General features: G+C 45.0%; 19 protein-coding genes. 16 read left to right on the top strand and 3 right to left on the bottom strand.

Features of this window, described 5'->3' with window-relative positions; translation table 11 throughout:
- The first annotated feature begins 14 nt into the window (after positions 1-14).
- From infB to AB4558_RS06870, 8 genes are all read left to right on the top strand, one after another.
- Entirely contained in the window at positions 15-2,705 is a 2,691-nt protein-coding gene (gene infB, locus AB4558_RS06905) for a translation initiation factor IF-2 (protein WP_017059231.1), read from the top strand.
- A 134-nt stretch (positions 2,706-2,839) separates the two neighbouring features.
- Positions 2,840-3,253 carry a 30S ribosome-binding factor RbfA gene (gene rbfA / locus AB4558_RS06900; protein ID WP_017065964.1) on the top strand — a complete coding sequence of 138 codons (414 nt, stop codon included), beginning with the start codon at positions 2,840-2,842 and terminating at the stop codon, positions 3,251-3,253.
- Positions 3,253-4,206: a tRNA pseudouridine(55) synthase TruB gene (gene truB / locus AB4558_RS06895; protein WP_017059233.1), complete on the top strand. Its 954-nt coding sequence runs from the start codon at positions 3,253-3,255 to the stop codon at positions 4,204-4,206. Before rbfA ends, truB begins: the two co-directional genes overlap by 1 nt.
- A gap of 213 nt (positions 4,207-4,419) precedes the next feature.
- Positions 4,420-4,689, top strand: coding sequence for a 30S ribosomal protein S15 (gene rpsO / locus AB4558_RS06890; protein ID WP_010436144.1), 270 nt, complete (start codon positions 4,420-4,422; stop codon positions 4,687-4,689).
- 378 nt (positions 4,690-5,067) lie between these two features.
- Positions 5,068-7,188 carry a polyribonucleotide nucleotidyltransferase gene (gene pnp / locus AB4558_RS06885; protein ID WP_017059234.1) on the top strand — a complete coding sequence of 707 codons (2,121 nt, stop codon included), beginning with the start codon at positions 5,068-5,070 and terminating at the stop codon, positions 7,186-7,188.
- Positions 7,189-7,312: 124 nt separating this feature from the next.
- The gene (nlpI, locus tag AB4558_RS06880; RefSeq protein WP_017059235.1) at positions 7,313-8,236 is read left to right on the top strand and encodes a lipoprotein NlpI; all 924 of its coding nucleotides are present in this window, start codon (positions 7,313-7,315) and stop codon (positions 8,234-8,236) included.
- A gap of 153 nt (positions 8,237-8,389) precedes the next feature.
- On the top strand, positions 8,390-8,797 hold the full coding sequence (locus AB4558_RS06875; RefSeq protein ID WP_017056675.1) for a MarR family winged helix-turn-helix transcriptional regulator: 408 nt from the start codon (positions 8,390-8,392) through the stop codon (positions 8,795-8,797).
- An 89-nt stretch (positions 8,798-8,886) separates the two neighbouring features.
- Positions 8,887-10,224, top strand: a complete 1,338-nt coding sequence (locus AB4558_RS06870) for an MATE family efflux transporter (protein ID WP_372143412.1) — start codon at positions 8,887-8,889, stop codon at positions 10,222-10,224.
- A gap of 85 nt (positions 10,225-10,309) precedes the next feature.
- On the opposite strand, the gene AB4558_RS06865 is transcribed toward AB4558_RS06870, so the two are convergent.
- The 3 genes from AB4558_RS06865 to AB4558_RS06850 all read right to left on the bottom strand — a co-directional run bounded on the left by AB4558_RS06865 (position 10,310) and on the right by AB4558_RS06850 (position 14,428).
- A complete protein-coding gene (locus AB4558_RS06865; protein ID WP_017059237.1) occupies positions 10,310-11,188 on the bottom strand; it encodes a U32 family peptidase in 879 nt (292 codons plus the stop codon).
- Between the two features lie 18 nt (positions 11,189-11,206).
- Positions 11,207-12,220 (bottom strand): peptidase U32 family protein, encoded by a 1,014-nt coding sequence (locus AB4558_RS06860; RefSeq protein ID WP_017068227.1) that lies wholly within the window; start codon positions 12,218-12,220, stop codon positions 11,207-11,209.
- Positions 12,221-12,388: 168 nt separating this feature from the next.
- The gene (locus AB4558_RS06850; protein ID WP_372158408.1) at positions 12,389-14,428 is read right to left on the bottom strand and encodes an EAL domain-containing protein; all 2,040 of its coding nucleotides are present in this window, start codon (positions 14,426-14,428) and stop codon (positions 12,389-12,391) included.
- 216 nt (positions 14,429-14,644) lie between these two features.
- Here AB4558_RS06850 and AB4558_RS06845 point away from each other — a divergent pair, with 216 nt between their 5' ends.
- The 8 genes from AB4558_RS06845 (at position 14,645) to AB4558_RS06810 (ending at position 21,020) form a co-directional block, all read left to right on the top strand.
- Complete coding sequence (locus tag AB4558_RS06845; RefSeq protein WP_372158405.1) at positions 14,645-15,214, top strand: SCP2 domain-containing protein; 570 nt, start codon at positions 14,645-14,647, stop codon at positions 15,212-15,214.
- On the top strand, positions 15,198-15,701 hold the full coding sequence (locus AB4558_RS06840) for a GNAT family N-acetyltransferase (RefSeq protein WP_017063279.1): 504 nt from the start codon (positions 15,198-15,200) through the stop codon (positions 15,699-15,701). The genes AB4558_RS06845 and AB4558_RS06840 overlap by 17 nt, the downstream gene beginning before the upstream one ends.
- Positions 15,702-15,899: 198 nt before the next feature.
- Positions 15,900-16,298: a DNA polymerase III subunit psi gene (locus AB4558_RS06835; RefSeq protein WP_017063280.1), complete on the top strand. Its 399-nt coding sequence runs from the start codon at positions 15,900-15,902 to the stop codon at positions 16,296-16,298.
- A complete protein-coding gene (rimI, locus tag AB4558_RS06830; protein ID WP_017063281.1) occupies positions 16,291-16,746 on the top strand; it encodes a ribosomal protein S18-alanine N-acetyltransferase in 456 nt (151 codons plus the stop codon). Before AB4558_RS06835 ends, rimI begins: the two co-directional genes overlap by 8 nt.
- A 172-nt stretch (positions 16,747-16,918) precedes the next feature.
- Positions 16,919-18,499 carry a peptide chain release factor 3 gene (gene prfC, locus AB4558_RS06825; protein ID WP_017059244.1) on the top strand — a complete coding sequence of 527 codons (1,581 nt, stop codon included), beginning with the start codon at positions 16,919-16,921 and terminating at the stop codon, positions 18,497-18,499.
- Between the two features lie 105 nt (positions 18,500-18,604).
- Complete coding sequence (locus AB4558_RS06820; RefSeq protein ID WP_017066983.1) at positions 18,605-18,760, top strand: DUF5363 family protein; 156 nt, start codon at positions 18,605-18,607, stop codon at positions 18,758-18,760.
- Positions 18,741-19,553, top strand: coding sequence for a TatD family hydrolase (locus AB4558_RS06815; protein ID WP_102319908.1), 813 nt, complete (start codon positions 18,741-18,743; stop codon positions 19,551-19,553). Before AB4558_RS06820 ends, AB4558_RS06815 begins: the two co-directional genes overlap by 20 nt.
- A gap of 204 nt (positions 19,554-19,757) precedes the next feature.
- Positions 19,758-21,020 (top strand): NupC/NupG family nucleoside CNT transporter, encoded by a 1,263-nt coding sequence (locus AB4558_RS06810; protein WP_017058833.1) that lies wholly within the window; start codon positions 19,758-19,760, stop codon positions 21,018-21,020.
- The last annotated feature ends 318 nt before the right edge of the window (positions 21,021-21,338 follow it).

The following is a 21,338-nucleotide window of genomic DNA, read 5'->3' as shown; positions in this document are numbered from 1 at the left end:
GGAGAGAAAGCGGTATGACACAATTAACAGTTAAAGCACTGAGTGAAGAGATTGGTACGCCAGTTGACCGCTTAATTGAACAACTTGCTGATGCAGGCATGAAGAAAGCAGGGTCGGATCAAGTGACTGATTCAGAGAAGCAAACATTGCTAACGCACCTTAAAAAGGAGCACGGCGATACTTCAGGCGAAACAGAACCGACTCGTTTAACTCTTCAACGCAAGACCCGCAGCACGCTAAGTGTTGCCGCTGGAGGCGGTAAGAGTAAGGATGTTCAAGTAGAGGTACGTAAAAAGCGTACTTACGTGAAGCGCAGCACTATTGAAGATGAAGCGAAACGTGAAGCTGAGGAAGTAGCTAATCGTGAAGCGGAAGAGAAAGCACAACGCGATGCTGAAGAGCAAGCGAAACGTGATGCTGCAGAGAAAGCACAGCGCGAAGCTGAAGAAAAAGTAACACGTGAAGCGGATGCAAAACGTGAAGCTGAAGAGAAGGCTCAACGCGCACAAGCTGAAAAGGCTAAAAAAGACATGAATTCAAAAAATGCAGACGCTAACGCACAAGCGAAAAAAGAAGCGGATGAACTTAAAGCTCGTCAAGAGCTAGAAGCAACTCGTAAAGCAGAAGCTGAAGCAGCTAAGCTTGTTGAAGAAGCTCGTAAGTTAGCAGAAGAGAACCAAGAACGTTGGTCTGAAGAAGAGAAGAAGAAGAAAGAGCAAGAGAAATCTGCGGATTACCATGTGACGACTTCTACTTACGCTCGTGAAGCTGAAGATGCGGCAGATAAGAAAGATGAGAAAGCACCTCGTCGTCGCAAGAAGAAAGCAGCTCCTGCTAACCAACCTGCAAACAACCGTGGTGGTCGTAACCAGCGTGGTCGTGGCGGTAAAGGTAAGCTTGCTAAACCAACTTCAATGCAGCAAGGCTTCGATAAGTCAGCAACTGTTGCTAAATCTGACGTTGCTATCGGCGAAACTATCGTTGTTTCTGAACTGGCTAGCAAAATGTCAGTTAAAGCAACTGAAGTTATCAAAGTAATGATGAAGATGGGCGCTATGGCGACTATCAACCAAGTGATCGACCAAGAAACAGCACAACTTGTTGCTGAAGAAATGGGTCACAAGGTAATCCTACGTAAAGAAAACGAACTTGAAGAAGCAGTACTAGCTGACCGTGATAGCGATGCTATCGCTGAAGGTCGTGCTCCTGTTGTTACTATCATGGGTCACGTTGACCACGGTAAAACTTCAACACTTGATTACATTCGTAAAGCACACGTTGCTTCTGGCGAAGCTGGCGGTATCACGCAGCACATTGGTGCTTACCACGTAGATACTGACAACGGTATGATCACTTTCCTTGATACTCCTGGACACGCGGCGTTTACCGCTATGCGTGCTCGTGGTGCTCAAGCGACAGATATCGTTGTACTTGTAGTTGCAGCAGACGATGGCGTAATGCCACAAACAATCGAAGCAATCCAGCACGCGAAAGCGGCAGGCGTTCCTCTGATTGTTGCTGTGAACAAGATCGATAAAGAGGGTGCAAACCCAGACAACGTTAAGAATGAGCTAGCTCAATACGACGTTATCCCTGAAGAATGGGGCGGTGAGAACATCTTCGTTCACATCTCTGCAAAACAGGGTACAAACATCGATGGTCTTCTAGAAGCAATCCTTCTTCAGTCTGAAGTTCTTGAACTTACAGCGGTTAAAGAAGGCATGGCGTCTGGTGTTGTTGTTGAATCTCGTCTTGATAAAGGTCGTGGTCCAGTTGCAACAGTACTAGTACAGTCTGGTACTCTAAACAAAGGCGATATCGTTCTTTGTGGTCAAGAGTACGGCCGTGTTCGTGCAATGCGTGATGAAAACGGTAAAGACATCGAAACTGCAGGTCCATCTATTCCTGTAGAAATTCTAGGTCTTTCTGGTGTTCCTTCGTCAGGCGATGAAGCGACTGTTGTACGTGATGAGCGTAAAGCACGTGAAGTTGCGAACTACCGTCAAGGTAAATTCCGTGATGTTAAACTAGCTCGCCAACAAAAAGCGAAACTAGAGAACATGTTCGCGAACATGACGGCTGGCGAAGTTGCTGAGCTTAACGTGGTACTTAAAGCTGACGTTCAAGGTTCTGTAGAAGCGATTGCTGACTCTCTACTGAAACTGTCAACTGACGAAGTGAAAGTGAACATCGTAGGTTCTGGTGTTGGTGGTATTACTGAAACTGATGCAACGCTTGCTGCAGCTTCTAACGCTATCATCCTTGGTTTCAACGTTCGTGCTGACGCAACTGCGCGTAACACGGTTCAGAACGAAAACCTAGATCTACGTTACTACTCAATCATTTACCAACTGATTGACGAAGTTAAACAGGCGATGGGCGGTATGCTTGCTCCTGAATTCCGTCAAGAGATCATTGGTCTTGCACAAGTTCGTGACGTATTTAAGTCGCCTAAACTTGGTGCAATCGCTGGTTGTATCGTGACTGAAGGTACGATTAAGCGTAGCAACCCAATCCGCGTACTTCGTGAAAACGTTGTTATCTACGAAGGTGAACTAGAGTCACTTCGTCGCTTTAAAGATGACGTACAAGAAGTTAAGAACGGTTACGAGTGTGGTGTCGGCGTTAAGAACTACAACGACGTTCGCGTTGGTGACCAGATCGAAGTATTCGAAATCGTTGAGGTTAAACGTACTCTAGACTAATCAGTCTGTACGACTCGACATATTGACTAAGGTTACTAACATTACTAGTAAAGGTAATAAGTAATCGGTTGTTGAATACACCATGGGGGGCTGGTTATTACCAAGCCCCCCATCTTTCTAAGTGAGAAAAGAAAATGTCAAAAGAATTTAGCCGCACACAACGTGTGTCTCAGCAGCTTCAAAAAGAGCTTGCGCTTATCCTACAACGTGAAGTTCGTGACTCACGTATTGGTATGGTAACTATCTCAGACGTAGAAGTGTCTCGTGACCTTGCTTACGCAAAAGTGTTCGTGACTTTCCTATGTGTTGGTGAGCAAACACCGGAATCATGCCTTAAAGCTCTTAAAGAGCATGAAGTGCCAGTTCGTATGGCTCTTGGTAAGCGTATTCGCCACCGTCTAACGCCTGAAGTTCGTTTTACTTACGACAACACACTAGTAGAAGGCATGCGTATGTCTAACCTAGTAAGTGAAGTTCTGAACGACGACAAGCGTAAGCAAGAAGAAGCTGGCCGCACTGACGAAACTCAGTCTAAGGGCGAAGAGTAATGGCTCGCCGTCGTAAAGGTCGCCCTATCAACGGGGTAATTCTATTAGATAAGCCGACTGGTATTTCGTCTAATGATGCACTGCAAAAAGTAAAGCGTATTTACTTTGCAGAGAAGGCAGGGCACACCGGTGCTCTGGATCCTCTTGCGACTGGCATGCTGCCAATTTGTCTTGGTGAAGCGACGAAGTTCTCTCAGTTTCTTCTAGATTCTGATAAGCGCTACGTTGTTATCGCTAAGCTTGGTGAGCGTACCAATACCTCTGACTCTGATGGTGAAGTGGTAGAGACACGTGATGTTAACGTGACTCAAGAACAGCTTGAGCGTTGCATTGCGAGCTTCAAGGGTGAAACCGATCAGATACCATCAATGTTTTCGGCATTGAAGTATCAAGGTAAGCCTTTGTACGAATACGCACGTGCAGGTATTGAGGTTCCTCGCGAGTCTCGTAAGATCACTGTGTACTCTATTGAACTGCTTCGCTTTGAAGGTGATGAAGTTGAAATGGAAGTGCATTGTTCGAAAGGCACATACATCCGCACAATTACCGACGATCTTGGTGAGATGCTAGGTTGTGGTGCTCACGTGACCATGCTTCGTCGTACAGGTGTCGCGAAGTACCCATACGAGCGTATGGTGACTTTGGAGCAGTTAAACGAGATCTTAGAGCAAGCACAGGCGCAAGAAATTGCACCGAAAGAGCTGCTTGATCCACTGCTGATGCCAATGGACACTGCCGTTGAAGACTTACCAGAAGTAAACCTGAACGCGGAACTGACTGACCTAGTTCAGCACGGTATGCCAGTTCAGGTTGCTGGTGCGCCAACTGAAGGCACGGTTCGTATGACAAGTGGCGAAGAGAAGCTGTTTGTCGGCGTAGCTCAGATTGCTGAAGATGGCCGAGTTGCACCGAAGCGTTTGGTTGTTTTCAGAGATGAAGAGCCACAAGCGTAGCGCTTACATCGGATCTTAGCGCTGAGTCGTGAAAAGCGAGCAAATAAGATAGAAAGCGAACGCCTAATTTAGGTGGTTCGCTTTTTTCGTTTTTAATGGGTTCGATTGTTATTGCACCAACTGACAAACTTCCCTATAATCCTCGGCTCGCGTAGCGGCTGAATCAGAGATTGGCTGCTACAAATATAAACTTACTCTTATCAGGAGAGAATTATGTCTCTGAATGCAGAAACTAAAGCAGCAATCGTTGCAGAATACGCACAATCTGAAGGCGACACAGGTTCACCAGAAGTACAAGTAGCACTACTTACTGCTTCTATCAACCACCTACAAGGTCACTTCAAAGCGCACAAACACGATCACCACAGCCGTCGTGGTCTACTACGTATGGTTTCTAGCCGTCGTAAGCTTCTTGATTACTTGAAAGGCAAAAACCTTGCTCGTTACCAAGACCTAATCAAGCGTCTAGGCCTACGTCGCTAATAGCGATGTCTGCAAAGACAGTTTGAAGAAAAGGAGCATTTATGCTCCTTTTTTTGTGCCTGTAAGAAAATGCTAGGCTGGATGCTCAGAATATCATCTGGCTTTTTCTGATAGGAAATATATCTCCTAATAAAAATAGTTTATACTACGCCCGCCTATAGCGTTTTCAGCGTTTGGCAATCAACCTCTCAAGAGATTACAGTCACAGATGTCGGCCAATAGGTCGCGACTATTCAAAGGCGGATTTGGTCTTAATTCGGCGTATGAACACATACAAAGAGTCACCATCCTAAGTCCCTTTTCACTAGTCGCGATTGGTAATGTCTTGAGTCATTATTCACTTAATCTAAAGTCTGACTTTAGAGCTAAGGATATACAATGTTTGAAAAACCAGTTGTAAAATCGTTCCAGTACGGTAACCACACCGTTACTCTAGAAACGGGCGTAATTGCACGTCAAGCTACTGCTGCTGTAATGGCGACTATGGACGATACATCAGTATTCGTTTCTGTTGTTGCTAAGAAGGAAGCAGTTGCAGGTCAAGACTTCTTCCCACTAACAGTAAACTACCAAGAGCGTACATACGCTGCGGGTAAAATCCCTGGTGGTTTCTTCAAGCGTGAAGGTCGTCCATCTGAAGGCGAAACACTAACAGCTCGTCTGATTGACCGTCCAATTCGTCCACTTTTCCCAAGTGCGTTTAAAAACGAAGTTCAAGTTATCGCGACGGTTGTTTCTATCAACCCTGACGTAAACCCAGACATGATCACTATGATCGCAACATCTGCTGCGCTTGCTATCTCTGGTGCTCCATTCAATGGTCCTATCGGTGCTGCACGTGTTGGTCACATCGACGGCGAACTTGTTCTTAACCCATCAAATACTGAGCTTGAAAACTCTAAACTAGACCTAGTTGTGTCTGGTACAGAAGGCGCAGTACTTATGGTTGAATCTGAAGCAGATAACCTATCTGAAGAAGAAATGCTTTCAGCTGTTGTTTACGGTCACGACCAACAACAAGTTGTAATCAAAGCAATCAACGAGTTTGCTGCTGAAGTTGCAACTCCATCTTGGAACTGGGAAGCACCAGCAGTTAACACTGAGCTTAAAGCTCAAGTTGCTGAACTTGCTGAAACTCGTCTATCTGACGCGTACCAGATCACTGAGAAAATGGCTCGTTACGAGCAAGTTGGCGTAATCAAGAACGACGTTGTTGAAGCTCTAATTGCACAAGACGAAAACCTAGATGAGCGCGAAATCCGCGGCATGCTTGGTTCTCTAGAGAAAAACGTAGTACGTAGCCGCATCATCGCTGGCAACCCACGTATCGATGGCCGTGAAAAAGACATGGTTCGTGCGCTAGACGTACGTACTGGTGTTCTTCCACGTACACACGGTTCTTCTCTATTCACTCGTGGTGAAACTCAAGCACTTGTTACTGCAACGCTTGGCACACAACGTGATGCTCAAATCATTGACAGCCTAATGGGTGAGAAGAAAGACAACTTCCTTCTACACTACAACTTCCCTCCATACTGTGTAGGTGAAACTGGTTTCGTTGGTTCTCCTAAGCGTCGTGAAATTGGTCACGGTAAGCTTGCTAAACGTGGTATCCAAGCAGTAATGCCTTCTGTTGAAGAATTCCCATACACAGTTCGTGTTGTATCGGAAATCACAGAATCTAACGGTTCTTCTTCAATGGCTTCTGTATGTGGTACATCTCTAGCTCTTATGGATGCTGGTGTTCCAATCAAAGCTTCTGTTGCGGGTATCGCAATGGGTCTTGTTAAAGAAGGCGACGATTTCGTTGTTCTTTCTGACATCCTTGGCGACGAAGATCACCTAGGTGACATGGACTTTAAAGTAGCAGGTACTAACGCTGGTATCACTGCACTTCAAATGGACATCAAGATCGAAGGTATCACTAAAGAGATCATGCAAATTGCACTTAACCAAGCGCAAGGTGCACGTAAGCACATCCTTTCTGTAATGGATGAAGCTATCTCTGGTGCTCGTGAAGATATCTCTGAATTCGCTCCACGTATCCACACAATGAAAATCAGCTCTGATAAGATCAAAGATGTTATCGGTAAAGGCGGCGCAGTTATCCGTGCTCTTTGTGAAGAAACGGGTACTACAATCGAAATCGAAGACGATGGCACAATCAAGATTGCTGCTACTGAAGGCGCAGCTGCTAAAGAAGCTATCCGTCGTATCGAAGAGATCACAGCTGAAGTTGAAGTTGGCCGCATTTACCAAGGTAAAGTTGCTCGTCTAGCTGACTTCGGTGCATTCGTTACTATCCTTCCAGGTAAAGATGGTCTAGTACACATCTCTCAAATCGCTGACAAGCGCGTTGAGAAAGTGTCTGACTACCTAACTGAAGGTCAAGAAGTTCCTGTTAAGGTTCTTGAAATTGACCGTCAAGGCCGTGTACGTCTAAGCATGAAAGAAGCAGTTGAAACGCCAGCTGAAGGCGAAGCACCTGCTGCTGAGTAATTCTCAGTGTGTCGATGGTGATATCGCTTTTTAGTGATTTCTAACCTATCGTCAACAAAGCATGTTATAAAGGGGAGCATATCGCTCCCCTTTTTTATTGCGGTCATAACAGGAGTAATTATTTGTGAAATGGTTTCAAACCGCGAGTATGTGTTTACTGCTTGTACTAACAGGTTGTGCGACAACATCAGATAACACCTCAAGTTGGGTTTATCCACCGATGGCTGTGCCACTGCAACCAAGCGTTCAGCAAGAAGTTCAAATTGCACGTCTTAGTCAGTTATTACAGCGCCCAGATTTGAACGATGAAGTTCGAGCTAAGATGCTGTTTGAACGTGGTAACTACTACGACAGTGTTGGCCTGCGTGATCTCGCGCGTCTCGACTTCAACCAATCTCTTTCATTGAACCCTGCTCAACCTGATATCTTCAATCTTTTGGGTGTTTACTTTACGCAGGTAGGGGAGTTTGATGCGGCTTATGAATCTTTTGATTCTACGTTAGAGCTTGATCCTGCAAACTCTTACGCAGAAAGGAACCGCTCTATCGCGCTTTACTATGGCGAGCGTTACGACTTAGCCAATGAAGAGATGATGAAGCACTATGCCGACGATCCTAGCGATCCGTTTCGCGCTCTGTGGTTGTACATCATTCAGCATGAGCTGACGCCAGAGCAGGCTAAGCTTGATTTGCAAAAACGTTACGAGAGCCGTGATGAGCAGTGGGGTTGGGTATTAGTCGCGATTATGCTTGATGACATTACTGAAGAGCAGGCTTTCAAGGCGATCTTAACCGGTACTCGTGACAACACGTTACTTGCGCAGCGTCTAACAGAGACGTACTTCTACCTTGCTAAGCGTTACCATATGAATGGTGATTACGCGAATGCTATCTCTTTGTACAAGTTAGCGGTTTCTTTTAACGTGTATGAATACGTAGAACATCGTTACTCTTTCTTAGAGTTAAGCCGTATCTTCACCACACTTAAAGCTGAGCACTTAGCGCAAGTTAAGCTGGCTGAGGCCGAAGAAGAAGCCAACGCTAAGTAAGCAACACATTTTGATTCCGAAAAGCCGCTGTCTGTCAGCGGTTTTTTTATGCTCCTTTTTTATGATCTTCATCTCGTTTTGATTGCTTTTTATTTAAATAACACTAAAATAGTTAGCCTTGCTAACTAAATGCTATTCTTTGATTAGGTGAGTATGCTGAACCAGAATTTAGAAAAGATTGAGCGCTTCGCCTCTAAGATATGGCGCACTCAGGTAAATGAAGATCCTATTTGCCAATTGAGCTTCAATGAATATGACTATTTGAAGGTCATTCAAGCCTCTCCTGAACCGATCCGATTGACAGATCTGGCGATTGAAATGCAAGTAACCAAGCCTTCAGCAACTACTATGGTTCAAAGGTTAGAGAGAAAAGGTCTCGTTGAGCGTAAAGCTTCGCTCGAAGATGCGAGGTCTAAGTTGGTCGTACTGACCAGCAAAGCGGAAGTCGGCTTGGAAGAAGAAAGTAAGATCTATCAGGTCATGGCACAGATACTGGAAAGCCGTTTGTCTGAGCAAGAATCTCAGCAGTTAAACCTATTATTAAATAAAGCTTTAAAGTAAATAATTTAGATATTTAGTTAGCCTTGTTAACTAATTTTTCGAGTCATATCTTGTTGATATGCGACTCACAAATGAAAGTAGAGTAAGAAATGAGTAACTCAATTAGTCGTCAATTTTGGCGATACACAATCCCTACCGTGGCGGCCATGTTGGTTAATGGCCTGTACCAAGTGGTGGATGGCATCTTCATTGGCCGCTATGTGGGGGCTGATGGACTTGCAGGTATCAATGTTGCGTGGCCTGTGATTGGTTCGATTCTTGGTATTGGTATGTTGGTGGGTGTGGGCACAGGTGCGCTTGTCTCGATTCGCCAAGGTGAAAAAGATACTCAAGGCGCTAAGCAGATCTTAGCAACGGGCTTAACCTTGTTGTTAGCGATAACGCCTATTGTCTCTGCATTGCTGTTCTTGTTTGCTGATAACTTCTTGCTTTGGCAGGGCGCTGAAGGGCGAGTGTATGAACTTGGTCTGCAGTACTTACACATTCTGATTGGTGCTAGTGTCTTCACGCTAGGTTCGATCGCGATGCCGTTTCTACTGCGTAACGATGACAGTCCGAACTTAGCGACGATACTGATGATCGTTGGTGCGGTGATTAATATCGTGCTCGATTACCTGTTTATCGCTCTCTATGGCTGGGAGTTGATGGGTGCAGCATTAGCAACAGCGATTGCCCAGTTTGTAGTAACGGCTCTCGGCTTGGCTTACTTCTTCTCGCGTCGAGCAAACCTACGTTTACGTTGGAATGAGTTGAGATTGAAGCTGGATGTGATTCCACAAATCTTCGCCATTGGTACATCAAGCTTCTTTATGTACGCTTATGGTTCGATGATGGTGGCGTTGCACAATGCGTTGTTCTCTCAATATGGCGACCAGTTGATGATCGGTGCTTACGCGATTTTGGGCTACATCGTGACGGTTTATTATCTCACGGCTGAAGGTATCGCCAACGGCATGCAACCATTGGTGAGCTACAACCATGGTGCGCGTAACCAAGCAAACATCCGCAAGCTACTTAAGATTGCGATGATGAGTTCGGTATTGATTGGTGTGGCGTTCGTGCTGCTTCTCAATGCGTTCCCACGTGAGTTTGTATCAGTATTTAACTCAGACGAACCTCAGTTGGTTGAGTACACCGTGTTGGGTATTCGCCTTCACATGTTTGCACTGGCGCTGGATGGCTTCTTGGTAGTCGCAGCTGCTTACTATCAAGCGGTGAACAAGGGCAGCAAGGCGATGTTTGTGACTATAGGTAATATGCTTATCCAACTACCGTTCTTGTACATTATGCCTAAGTTGTATGGTGTGCCGGGGATCTGGATTGCGTACCCACTGTCTAACATCGCGCTAAGTGTGGTGGTGATGGTGATGCTCTACAAAGATATAAAGAAGCTCGATACCTCACCGATGGAAACCGCGGCGGCATAGGTCGCGTTTCTTAAGTCGAATAAAATAGGTCTAGCGAATGCTAGACCTTTTTTGTATTTGTTACTGGTTAGTCCAATGCGAGGAACTAGATGTTCTTAACGTCTAAACCTGCAAGCTGATGCCAATACCCATTACATTGGCGGCTTTCAATTTTCATCGGTTTTTGACCTTGCTCGTTTGCTCTGAAGTTGTTGATTTCAGAGAAGGTATCGATACCGAGAGGGCTTAAACGAACCACATCAACCAGATCGTGCATGTTCGGTAAATCATTGACTAGGTTGTAGCAGTAGCCTGATTGCGTCTGAATACCGTTAAGGTTGAAGACTGATTGGCCTTCTTGGCTTTCTACTTGTAGCCCTGTTGGGTACTTGATACAGCAGGTTTCGCAATCGTCTTTAGCTTTGTTTTCAGCGCGAGCGGTAAAGCAGCGTGCTGAGTAAGCAAGCGGCAGGTAGCCGTGGCTAAACACTTCAACTTCGAACTTGTTACGAATATTTAGCTCTTCGCACTGGGTCATTACGTTGCTTAGCCATTCGCGAGAAAGCTCAACCGGCATACACCAACGCGTCATGCCTTGTTTCAAGAATAGGTTCAGGGTGCGTGCGTTGTAGGTGTTTACTGCCGGGCCAACCACGAAAGGTACTTTGCTTTCGCTGGCCAGTTGAATTGCAGACACATCATTGGCTTCGATCGCAAAGTCACCGTTATCGATGTACTTCTTCATGATGTTGACTTCGCTTGGTGCTTCTAGCAATGCCATGGTGGAAAGTACGACTTGCTTACCTGAAGCAGACAGCTCTTTAGCAATGTCCATCCAGTGTTTCGCTTTCATCTCACGACGCTTTGAACACACCGCTTCACCTAGGTAGATGATATCGGCAGAGCTTGATTTCGCTTGCTCATAGAAGCTTTCAACGTCTTGTTTTGGCCAAAAATAAAGTAGAGGGCCTAATGCGTATTTCATTGAGTTCTCCATTTGGCTCTATTGCCATTTACGGTGATAAGCGCCAAGCGTGGTTTGTGTACCTTCCGATACATTCGCCAGTGTCGCATTCCAAGCTTGTTCCACTTGGTATTGTTCTGGGTTCGCTAAGTAGCGATCGATAGCTGCGCGCCACGTGCGAGTGACTTGTTCAACATAAGCCGGGCTGCGTTGGCGACCTTCAATCTTCACTGAGGCAACGTTTGCCGCGAAAAGCTCAGGCAACATGGATAGCGTGTTGAGGCTGGTTGGCTCTTCAAGTGCGTGATAGCGCTTACGTTCACCATCGATCTCGGCTTCAAAGCGGCCTTTACACAGCGTTGGGTAACCTGCGTTCTCACCTGCTTCATACTTATCGATAAGGATTTCGTTCAAGCGAGACTCGAGGCCAGTTTCTGTTTCTTGCCAGCGAACGTATTTTGCGGGAGAACAAGCACCAACGGTATTTGGTGATTCGCCTGTCATGTATGAAGAGAGGTAGCAACGGCCTTCTGCCATGATGCACAAGCTACCAAAAGCGAATACTTCAAGGTCAACGTCAGAAGTGATATTACGAGAAAGCTGTTTGACCTGATGAATCGACAACACACGCGGTAGTACGACACGCTTAACGTTGAAGTTTTTATGGTAGAAGTCGATAGCCGCCGCATTGGTCGCAGATGCTTGCACTGATAGGTGCAGTTCTAGATCTGGATACTTATTTGCTGCGTACTCAAGCACCGCGATGTCTGCGATGATCAGCGCATCAACACCCAGAGCAGCGGCGTTGTCTACGGCATTAGTCCAACGGTCGAAGCCATTTGGGTGAGCAAACGTATTTAGGGCAACATGAATTTTCTTGTTGTGGTCATGCACATACTGCACAGCACGATCGAGCTTTTTACCCGCAAAGTTTAGGCCTGCAAAGTGTCGGGCATTGGTATCGTCTTTGAATCCGATATAGACAGCATCCGCACCACAATCAATAGCGGTTTTCAAAGCAGGTAAGTTACCCGCTGGGCATAAGAGTTCCATTTGCTCACTACCAGTAGAATTAAGTTGAAGCGAGCATTTTATGAAGAATTGTGAATGACGGAATTGATGTAAGGCAGGTTTAGATGGATAAATCTGCTTTTACTCCGTTTGAGGTACTGACGAGTGACCGTTTTACATGTTGGCTTGGTTTAAATATGAGGTACTTGATTAGTTCTTATGACGGCGGTTTTGGGCAAACAACTCTTCGACATCTTGTTTTGGTTGCGGACGGTGGAAGTGGAAGCCTTGAATCGAACTACAGTTGAGGTTCGATAGCAGAGTTGCTTGCTCACTGGTTTCGACACCTTCAGCAACCACGGTCAAATCGAGAGATTTACCTAGGTTGATGATGTTTTCAATTACGGTGATTTGCTTTGGTAGGGTATCGATATCAGAGATGAAAGCACGGTCTATCTTAAGCTCATCAATTGGGAAGCGAGCAAGGTAAGACAGTGAAGAGTAACCTGTACCAAAATCATCAATGGAGAGAGCAAAGCCAAGTTTCTTGATGGCGTTAAGCATTTGGAGTGTGTGTTCACTATCACTCATCACCGCACTTTCCGTTAGCTCGAACGTAATCGCACTTGGATCAAGCTCGGTCGAACGCAGTAGCTTTTCCATGTAATCAATCAGTTTCGGGTTACCAAACTGTTCTGGTGAAAGGTTGATAGCCACTCGACCTGGAAGGATACCTTGCATCTTCCAGCGCTTAACCGTAGCAAATACTTCACGCATTACCACTCGGCCAAGTTGTTCAATAAGCCCTGCTCGTTCCGCCACAGGAATGAACGCGGCCGGACTGATATAACCTTCGACAGGATGCTTCCAACGTACCAGAGCTTCAGCGCCGTTGATGGTGAAATCACGGGCATTCACTTTCGGTTGATACCAAACCTCAAGTCCATTTTGTTGCAGTGCTTTTTGGAGCTCTATCTCAAGCCACAGTCGCATACGCGCTTCTTTATTCATCTGTTCGTTGAACTTGATCAGACGATTACGACCACGATCTTTCGCTTCATACATTGCTGTGTCTGCATTTTGCAGCAAGATACGAGCATCAGTACCATCTTGAGGAAAGCTCACACTACCAATAGAGCAGGCTAAGCGCTTGCTAAAGTGGTGAAGATCGAAGGGTTGATTGATCAGGGAAATGATCTTTTCAGCGAGCATTTCAGGTGTTCGCTGATGTTCAGGTTCTGGAAGGATAATACCAAACTCATCCCCGCCTAAATGTCCAATCACGGCCTTACGAGGCAGTAAGCGTTTAAGACGCGAAGCGACCTCTTTAATCACCTTGTCACCGATGTGATGACCAAGTGAGTCATTGATATTTTTAAAGTTATCAATGTCTAAGTAGAGCATCACCACCGGCGTATCGTTGTGAATGAACTGCTCAAGACGCTTAGTAAACCCAACTCGATTGTAGAGTTTGGTCAGTGCATCTATGTAGGCATCTTCACTGTTTGCTGGTGTGTATTGTTTTGCGGTTTCTTGTGCGTCTTGAATAAGCACCAGCTGAGTGTTGCTTCCAAGAACGGTGGTGGAGTCGATGTTGAGCTGGACCTTACGTTCAAAGCCGCATCGCGCACCCGTTAAGCAAACCAAACCAGACTCAGAAATAATAGAGCTGAGGTTATTATTGAAGACTGTTTTGGTTTGTTCATCGATAAATAGGCGTCCCAGCTGTTCGCCAATTAACTCTGTGGTTGAGTTAAAGCCAAGCAGGCGCGCTGCCGCTGGGTTGGATGACAAGATATAGTCACTCTCAACGAGCAGTAATCCGTCTGGGAGTAGTTGAGATAGCTTGTGGAATTTGGCTTCGGATTCTTCTAAAGAACGGACAAGTACTTGGTTTTCTGAGGTGTCGAAGGCGTGAAAGACGATGTAGTCGGTTTTGTTGCCATTGGTAAGCGGAGATAGGCTGAAATGAAGGCTGGTATCGAGGTCTGTTTCGTTGAGGGTGACTTCGGCCTCAATCGTTTCGCCACTGAATGCACGCTCATAGTAAGGCTTGAGATGTTGGTAGAACTGTTCGCCCAATGTTTGGCGATCATTCATGCCTGCAAGCTCTGTTTGACTCAAACCAGCAATATCGCAGTAACGCTCATTCACCATAAAATAGTTATGTTGAGCATCAAGTACTGCAAAAAAGAACGGACTATTTGCAGTTAGCTGGGTAAACCAATGTTGTAGTTGTTGGGGAGGCATCAAAGTACTACCAATTCTCCAAGAGCTTGAATATTCACTATCGATAAATATTTATTACTTTTTGTGTGGCTATCGATATTTACCTGTGAGTGCAGCGATCCGCTGTAATTCTCATTACCTGAGTTACTATAACTGTGATTTTCAGGATATTAAAGGTCGAGTATCAAACAGAAGTTAATTTGATACATAACAGTAACTGAGATCTCAACATCATCTATGATGCATTCCATATTATTGACAAAGTTACGGATAAGTCACGTGATAAACAAGATTCGCACTCAACTAGTTCAAAATGCCGCATCAATTTTGCGATCTCCAGTCCAGTTATTGCCTAAAACAGTACAAAAAAGAGCCTTATTGGAGGCGCTTAAGAATGTCTTTAAGGAAGCTTTAGAGGACGGTGACTTTGAGTTTTTAGAAGACAAATGGTTGAAAGTCTCAATAAAAGACATGGGGTTAAGTTGGTGTATTAGCTACAAAAATGATCAACTGGTTGTAGCTGATAAAGAGGTGGTTGAAGATGTAAGCTTTAGCGGCAATCTTAACGATCTTGTGTTGATTGCGGGGCGTAAAGAAGACCCAGATACGCTTTTCTTCCAACGTAGACTGTCTATTGAAGGCGATACCGAGCTCGGTTTAGAAGTTAAAAACTTGATGGATAGCGTAGATTTGGACTTATTGCCGACTCCTATGAAAACTTTGTTAAATCAATTAGCTGATTTTGTGCAGAAGGGAGTACAATCCCCAGATACACAAAGTGAGGTAATGAATGCTTATTCGAACTGAAGCACCGGCAGATATACTTGTCATTGATCGTTTATTGAAATCTGTTTTTGAAACAGATGCAGAAGCTAACTTGGTTATGAGCTTGCGTGAGAATAGCCATTTAACGCTATCGCTGGTGGCTTGTTCTGATGAAGGCGAGGTGGTTGGTCACCTGATGTTTAGCCCTATCACTCTTGATGGCGACGATCATAACTGGCAAGGGCTTGCGCCTCTCGCTGTGAAAGAAGAGTTCCGCAACCAAGGCATTGCCAAATCTCTAGTTGAAGATGCGTTTTCCACTTTGGTTGATTTTGGTTACCCAGCTTGCGTTGTGTTGGGTGACCCTGCTTATTACAGCCGCTTTGGTTTCAAGGCTGCGAGCGAGTTTGGCCTGAGTTGTGTTTGGGATGTGCCTGAAGGTGCTTTCCAAGCGATTGAATTGGTAAACGGTGCGTTTGCTGGACATGCTGGTGAGATTGCTTACAGCCCCGAGTTCAACGACTTATAAGCTGATTTATCACGCAACAAGATACAAACTGATTTAGTCTAAATAAAGGAGCTTGATGCTCCTTTATTTTTTGTTAGTATCAGCCCTGCTCTAATAAGCGCTCTTTCAATAGAGGCAGCTTTCACAAAACTAGTTCTAACAAACTTCTGGTTTCAATAAACTTTGGCTCCAATAAACTTAAGGTTACTACCGCTAGATATGTCACAAACACACGCGCAATACCTACATGAGATGGGCATTAGCCAATGGGAACTAAGTCACCCAGAGCGTTTAGCAGGTTATGAATCTGAATTGACTCCGCTCTCGAGCGATTGCAAGTTACTGTTGGTTTCGCCTGAAAAACCTCAGGAAGATCTCGCCGTGATGTTTGAGCGAGTACTCAAAAGTATCAAGCTCGACTTATCTCAGGCTTTACACCTTCAACCGCAACACTTGTCTACTGTGGATTTAGGTTCGGTTGAGTGGATATGGTTTGCTGGTTGTGAGTCGGCTCAAGAGCTGAAGGCTAAAACACTTCAATCGCCATTACTGTCTGACATTAACGGTAACAACCAACACCGCCGCGACTTATGGCAACAAATTTGTGCTTATGACTAATCAATTTTTACCGACTTCACAACAACACCTAGACGCCATTTGGAAGATCGAGCAGGCCGCGCATTCTCACCCTTGGTCTGAAAATATGATCCGAGATCTTGATAGCCGAGGCGCTTGTCATCATGTCCTTGAAGTTGATGGACAAGTGGTGGGCTATTTCTTCGCGCAAAACATCGTTGGCGAAGTCACATTGCTTAATATCGCGGTAGACCCAAGCCAGCAAGGCAAAGGGTATGGAAAAGCGTTAACGGAACATTTCCTTGATATGTGTGAGCAAGCTGACGCGGAAAGTGCTTGGCTAGAAGTTCGCGAAAGTAATGTGAACGCGTTTAATCTTTACGAAAAGGCAGGCTTCAACGAAGTTGATCGCCGTCGTAATTACTATCCAACTAAACAAGGCAACGAAGATGCCATCATTATGAGCTATCTTTTTATGTCTTTTAGCTAGTCATGTTACGTCTTTTCGCTAACTAGATAGCTAATCACAAAATTAGCCAAAAAATAGGGTGTAAACTGACCCTTTAGAAAGTGATACGCTTTCTGTATAATCCGCACACAGAATTCAAGGGCAAGTATTATCTACTTGCCCTTTTTACGCTTTAGATCAGCAAAGGGCGACTATGTCTTTCCAACAAGAAGTGAGCAAACGTAGAACGTTTGCGATTATCTCTCACCCGGATGCGGGTAAAACCACGATTACTGAAAAAGTTCTTTTATTCGGAAACGCGATTCAAAAAGCGGGTACCGTAAAAGGCCGTGGCTCTAACCAGCACGCTAAATCTGACTGGATGGAGATGGAAAAAGAACGTGGTATCTCGGTAACTACGTCGGTAATGCAATTCCCATACAATGATTGCCTAGTAAACCTACTCGATACTCCAGGACACGAAGATTTCTCGGAAGATACGTACCGTACGCTAACAGCGGTTGATTCTTGTTTGATGGTTATCGATGCTGCTAAAGGTGTCGAAGACCGTACTCGTAAGCTGATGGAAGTAACACGTCTTCGTGATACTCCAATCGTAACGTTTATGAACAAACTTGACCGTGATGTTCGTGACCCGATGGAAGTGCTTGATGAAGTGGAAAGCGAGCTAGGTATGGCTTGTGCTCCAATCTCATGGCCAATTGGTTGCGGTAAAGAGTTTAAAGGTGTTTACCACATTCACCGTGATGAAACGATCTTGTATGAATCTGGCCACGGCCACGAGATCCAAGAAGTTCGTATCATCAAAGGTCTAGATAACCCTGAGCTAGATGAAGCAGTAGGTGCTGATCTTGCGGAAAGCGTACGTGAAGAGCTAGAGCTTGTTATCGGTGCTTGTCCTGAGTTTGATCATGAACTGTTCCTAGCGGGTGAACTAACGCCGGTTTACTTCGGTACTGCATTGGGTAACTTTGGTGTTGACCACATGCTTGATGGTCTAACGAAATGGGCTCCAGCACCTCAAACGCGTCAAGCGAACGAGCGTGATGTTGAAGCGACAGAAGAGAAGTTCTCTGGTTTCGTATTTAAGATCCAAGCAAACATGGACCCTAAACACCGTGACCGTATCGCATTCATGCGTATCGTTTCGGGTACTTACAACCAAGGTATGAAGATGAACCATGTTCGTACAGGCAAGAGTGTAAGTATCTCTGATGCGGTAACCTTTATGGCGGGTGACCGTGCACGTGCTGAAAAAGCATACGCGGGTGATATTATCGGTCTACATAACCACGGTACTATCCAGATTGGTGATACCTTTACTCAAGGTGAGAGCCTTAAGTTCGCTGGTATTCCTAACTTCGCACCTGAGCTATTCCGTCGTATCCGTCTACGCGATCCACTGAAGCAGAAGCAACTTCTAAAAGGATTAGTTCAGCTTTCAGAAGAGGGCGCAGTACAAGTATTCCGTCCTATGCAGAACAACGACCTGATCGTTGGTGCGGTTGGTGTCCTTCAGTTCGACGTGGTTGTAGCGCGCTTGAAAGCGGAATACAACGTAGAAGCTATCTACGAAGGTGTTAACGTTGCAACAGCTCGTTGGGTTGAATGTGATGACGCTAAGAAACTTGAAGAATTCAAACGTAAGAACCAATCTAACCTAGCGCTAGATGGCGGTGACAACCTGTCTTACATCGCACCAACTATGGTGAACTTGAACCTAGCTTCTGAACGTTTCCCTGAAGTTCAATTCCGAGCGACGCGCGAGCACTAATTTCTCCGCGATCTATTAGAGTTAAACAAAAACGTCTATTGTTCTGCAATAGGCGTTTTTTAATGCGTTTTATTTGAGGTTTAAAGGCTGAGGTTAGAGGCAGTTATGTTGGGTTGGATAAAAACTTGGGTTAAAAGATATGATAAGTGGTGTGAAGAGCTTGGCTTAACGCCTGAGAACAAGCGCAGTTGTGTTGCTTATCGTCGTGATCCTCAAGGGAAACAAATGGAGAGTAGGGAAAATGACACAGCAAATAAGTGACTTTCCGCTGTTTGATACTCATTGCCACGCGGATTTTGAGGCGTTTGAGCAAGGTTTTACACCTGATCAAACTATTGATGGCTATCTTAAAGAAGCGAAACAAGCGCAAGTCGAGAAGTTAATCATCCCTTCTATCGGCCAACGTAACTGGAGGAAGCTCGATGAAATCGCTCAATCTCACCCCAATATTTACTATGCATTAGGCTTCCATCCTTACTTTTTAGAACCGGCCAATGACGAACAATTTTCGGAACTTCGCCAATTACTCGCTTCAAAAAACAGCCAATGTGTCGCGATAGGTGAGTGCGGGCTCGACTTTTTTGTGGACGTTGAACGAGAGAAACAAGAGCGCTTTTTCATCCAACAAATGGAGCTTGCGAAGGAGTTTGACCTGCCTTTAATCATCCATGAGAGGAAGTCTTACAACCGACTTATCGAGCTAATAAAGCAGCATAAGTTCACCTTAGGTGGTGTGATTCACGGTTTTTCTGGGAGTGAACAGCAAGCTTTGGCGTGGATCAAGCTCGGTTTCTATATTGGCGTCGGTGGAACGATAACTTACCCAAGAGCGCAAAAAACACGCACAACCATCGCAAAATTGCCCCTTGAATGTCTGGTATTGGAAACGGATGCTCCGGACATGCCCATGTATGGAAACCAAGGAAATGTTAATCATTCCAAATATTTAGTTACGATCTTAAATGAACTTTTTTTGCTTAGAAAAGAGCCAAAGCAATCGATTGCAGCGCAAATTTGGCAAAATAGCCATCGCGCATTCGGTATATGTGAATAAAATCGAAGGTTTTTGTTTATCGTTTGCGTAAATTGCACTGAGCTTGTGATTTGGGTCACATTTGCGTGTGAATGGTACATGAATCTTCTACGAAAGTGTGAGGACGGCATTACTTTATTAGTGGTCGCATGAGTATAATTGCCTCCGCTTTATAGCCCCATTTTGTAACACGCCAATAAATAACTAATAAGGAAGTCATAAACTATGAGCCTGTTTATGAGCCTAGTCGGAATGGTTGCACTGATCGCAATCGCAGTACTACTATCTGACAACCGCAAAGCTATTAATCTAAGAACAGTGGGTGGCGCTTTCGCTATCCAATTCGCACTTGGTGCATTCGTACTTTACATCCCTTGGGGTCGTGATCTACTTGCAGGTTTCTCTGCTGGTGTAGCAAACGTGATCGACTACGGTAAAGACGGTACTGGTTTCCTATTCGGCAGCCTAGTTAACTTCTCAGTTGACGGTATCGGTTTCATCTTTGCTTTCCAAGTACTACCAACTCTGATTTTCTTCTCTGCACTTATCTCTGTACTTTACTACATTGGTGTTATGCAAATTGTAATCAAAGTTCTTGGTGGTGGTCTTCAGAAAGCTCTAGGTACTTCTCGCGCCGAGTCTATGTCTGCAGCAGCAAACATCTTCGTTGGTCAAACTGAAGCACCTCTAGTTGTTCGTCCATTTGTTCCTAAAATGACTAACTCTGAACTATTCGCAGTAATGTGTGGTGGTTTGGCTTCTGTAGCTGGTGGTGTACTAGCGGGTTACGCATCTATGGGTGTACCTCTAGAGTACCTTGTAGCAGCATCATTCATGGCAGCACCAGGTGGTCTACTATTCGCTAAAATCATCAAGCCTGAAACAGATACGCCAGACGACAACATCGCTGACGAAATGGACGGTGGCGATGACAAACCAGCTAACGTTATCGACGCAGCAGCAGGTGGCGCATCAGTTGGTCTACAACTAGCACTTAACGTTGGTGCAATGCTACTAGCATTCATCGGTCTAATTGCTCTAATCAACGGTATCCTAGGTGGCATCGGTGGTTGGTTCGGTATGGAAAACCTAACTCTAGAACTTCTTCTAGGTTGGATCTTCGCACCGCTAGCATTCATCATTGGTGTTCCATGGGAAGAAGCAACTATCGCTGGTTCTTTCATTGGTCAGAAGACAGTTGTTAACGAATTCGTTGCATACCTAAACTTCGTACCATACGTTGGTGAAAACGCTCAAGTTGTTGCAGCAACTGGTCAAGTCATGTCTGAGAAGACTCAAGCTATCATCGCATTCGCACTATGTGGTTTCGCAAACCTTTCTTCAATTGCGATTCTTCTAGGTGGTCTAGGTGGTATTGCACCAAGCCGTCGCCACGACATCGCACGTATGGGTGTTAAAGCGGTAATTGCTGGTACTCTATCTAACCTGATGGCAGCAACAATTGCTGGCTTCTTCCTGTCTTTCTAATTAGTTAGAAATCGATATATAGACGCCATAATAATATCGCCCCGTAGCAAGAAATTGCTGCGGGGCTTTTTTGTTTTTAGGCCTGCCGTTTTTAGTATATGCACGCGCTTATGCTTAGATTCGATGTAGGGTCTAGAATGTTTTTTTGAGATACAAACCGTTTGCGTTCTAAGGAGCACTACAATTTATTGATGGATACCTATAATGTATAAGCTAAAGGGATAGGATGTCTCTGTTGGCAAGAAAGTAACCTCGAAATCAACTCGAACGTTATTCTTCTGGGATTAAGCCAAAATTAGCGATACGCTATAGATGTTA

Origin of the sequence: Vibrio sp. 10N.222.51.C5, assembly GCF_041474575.1 — a bacterium.
GTDB classification, from domain to species: Bacteria; Pseudomonadota; Gammaproteobacteria; order Enterobacterales; family Vibrionaceae; genus Vibrio; species Vibrio crassostreae_C.
The sequence above is the reverse complement of the archived record's forward strand: the minus strand, read 5'-3'. Positions and strand labels throughout refer to the sequence as shown.

Excerpts from the sequence above, each read along its gene's own strand:
- AB4558_RS06865 (WP_017059237.1), bottom strand. The coding sequence starts at position 11,188 with ATGAAATACGCATTAGGCCCTCTACTTTATTTTTGGCCAAAACAAGAC.
- rimI (WP_017063281.1), top strand. The coding sequence starts at position 16,291 with ATGACTAATCAATTTTTACCGACTTCACAACAACACCTAGACGCCATT.
- rbfA (WP_017065964.1), top strand. The coding sequence starts at position 2,840 with ATGTCAAAAGAATTTAGCCGCACACAACGTGTGTCTCAGCAGCTTCAA.
- prfC (WP_017059244.1), top strand. The coding sequence starts at position 16,919 with ATGTCTTTCCAACAAGAAGTGAGCAAACGTAGAACGTTTGCGATTATC.
- AB4558_RS06845 (WP_372158405.1), top strand. The coding sequence starts at position 14,645 with ATGATGCATTCCATATTATTGACAAAGTTACGGATAAGTCACGTGATA.
- pnp (WP_017059234.1), top strand. The coding sequence starts at position 5,068 with ATGTTTGAAAAACCAGTTGTAAAATCGTTCCAGTACGGTAACCACACC.
- AB4558_RS06835 (WP_017063280.1), top strand. The coding sequence starts at position 15,900 with ATGTCACAAACACACGCGCAATACCTACATGAGATGGGCATTAGCCAA.
- AB4558_RS06820 (WP_017066983.1), top strand. The coding sequence starts at position 18,605 with ATGTTGGGTTGGATAAAAACTTGGGTTAAAAGATATGATAAGTGGTGT.
- AB4558_RS06870 (WP_372143412.1), top strand. The coding sequence starts at position 8,887 with ATGAGTAACTCAATTAGTCGTCAATTTTGGCGATACACAATCCCTACC.
- AB4558_RS06815 (WP_102319908.1), top strand. The coding sequence starts at position 18,741 with ATGACACAGCAAATAAGTGACTTTCCGCTGTTTGATACTCATTGCCAC.
- AB4558_RS06875 (WP_017056675.1), top strand. The coding sequence starts at position 8,390 with ATGCTGAACCAGAATTTAGAAAAGATTGAGCGCTTCGCCTCTAAGATA.
- rpsO (WP_010436144.1), top strand. The coding sequence starts at position 4,420 with ATGTCTCTGAATGCAGAAACTAAAGCAGCAATCGTTGCAGAATACGCA.
- AB4558_RS06810 (WP_017058833.1), top strand. The coding sequence starts at position 19,758 with ATGAGCCTGTTTATGAGCCTAGTCGGAATGGTTGCACTGATCGCAATC.
- truB (WP_017059233.1), top strand. The coding sequence starts at position 3,253 with ATGGCTCGCCGTCGTAAAGGTCGCCCTATCAACGGGGTAATTCTATTA.
- AB4558_RS06860 (WP_017068227.1), bottom strand. The coding sequence starts at position 12,220 with ATGGAACTCTTATGCCCAGCGGGTAACTTACCTGCTTTGAAAACCGCT.
- AB4558_RS06840 (WP_017063279.1), top strand. The coding sequence starts at position 15,198 with ATGCTTATTCGAACTGAAGCACCGGCAGATATACTTGTCATTGATCGT.
- AB4558_RS06850 (WP_372158408.1), bottom strand. The coding sequence starts at position 14,428 with ATGCCTCCCCAACAACTACAACATTGGTTTACCCAGCTAACTGCAAAT.
- infB (WP_017059231.1), top strand. The coding sequence starts at position 15 with ATGACACAATTAACAGTTAAAGCACTGAGTGAAGAGATTGGTACGCCA.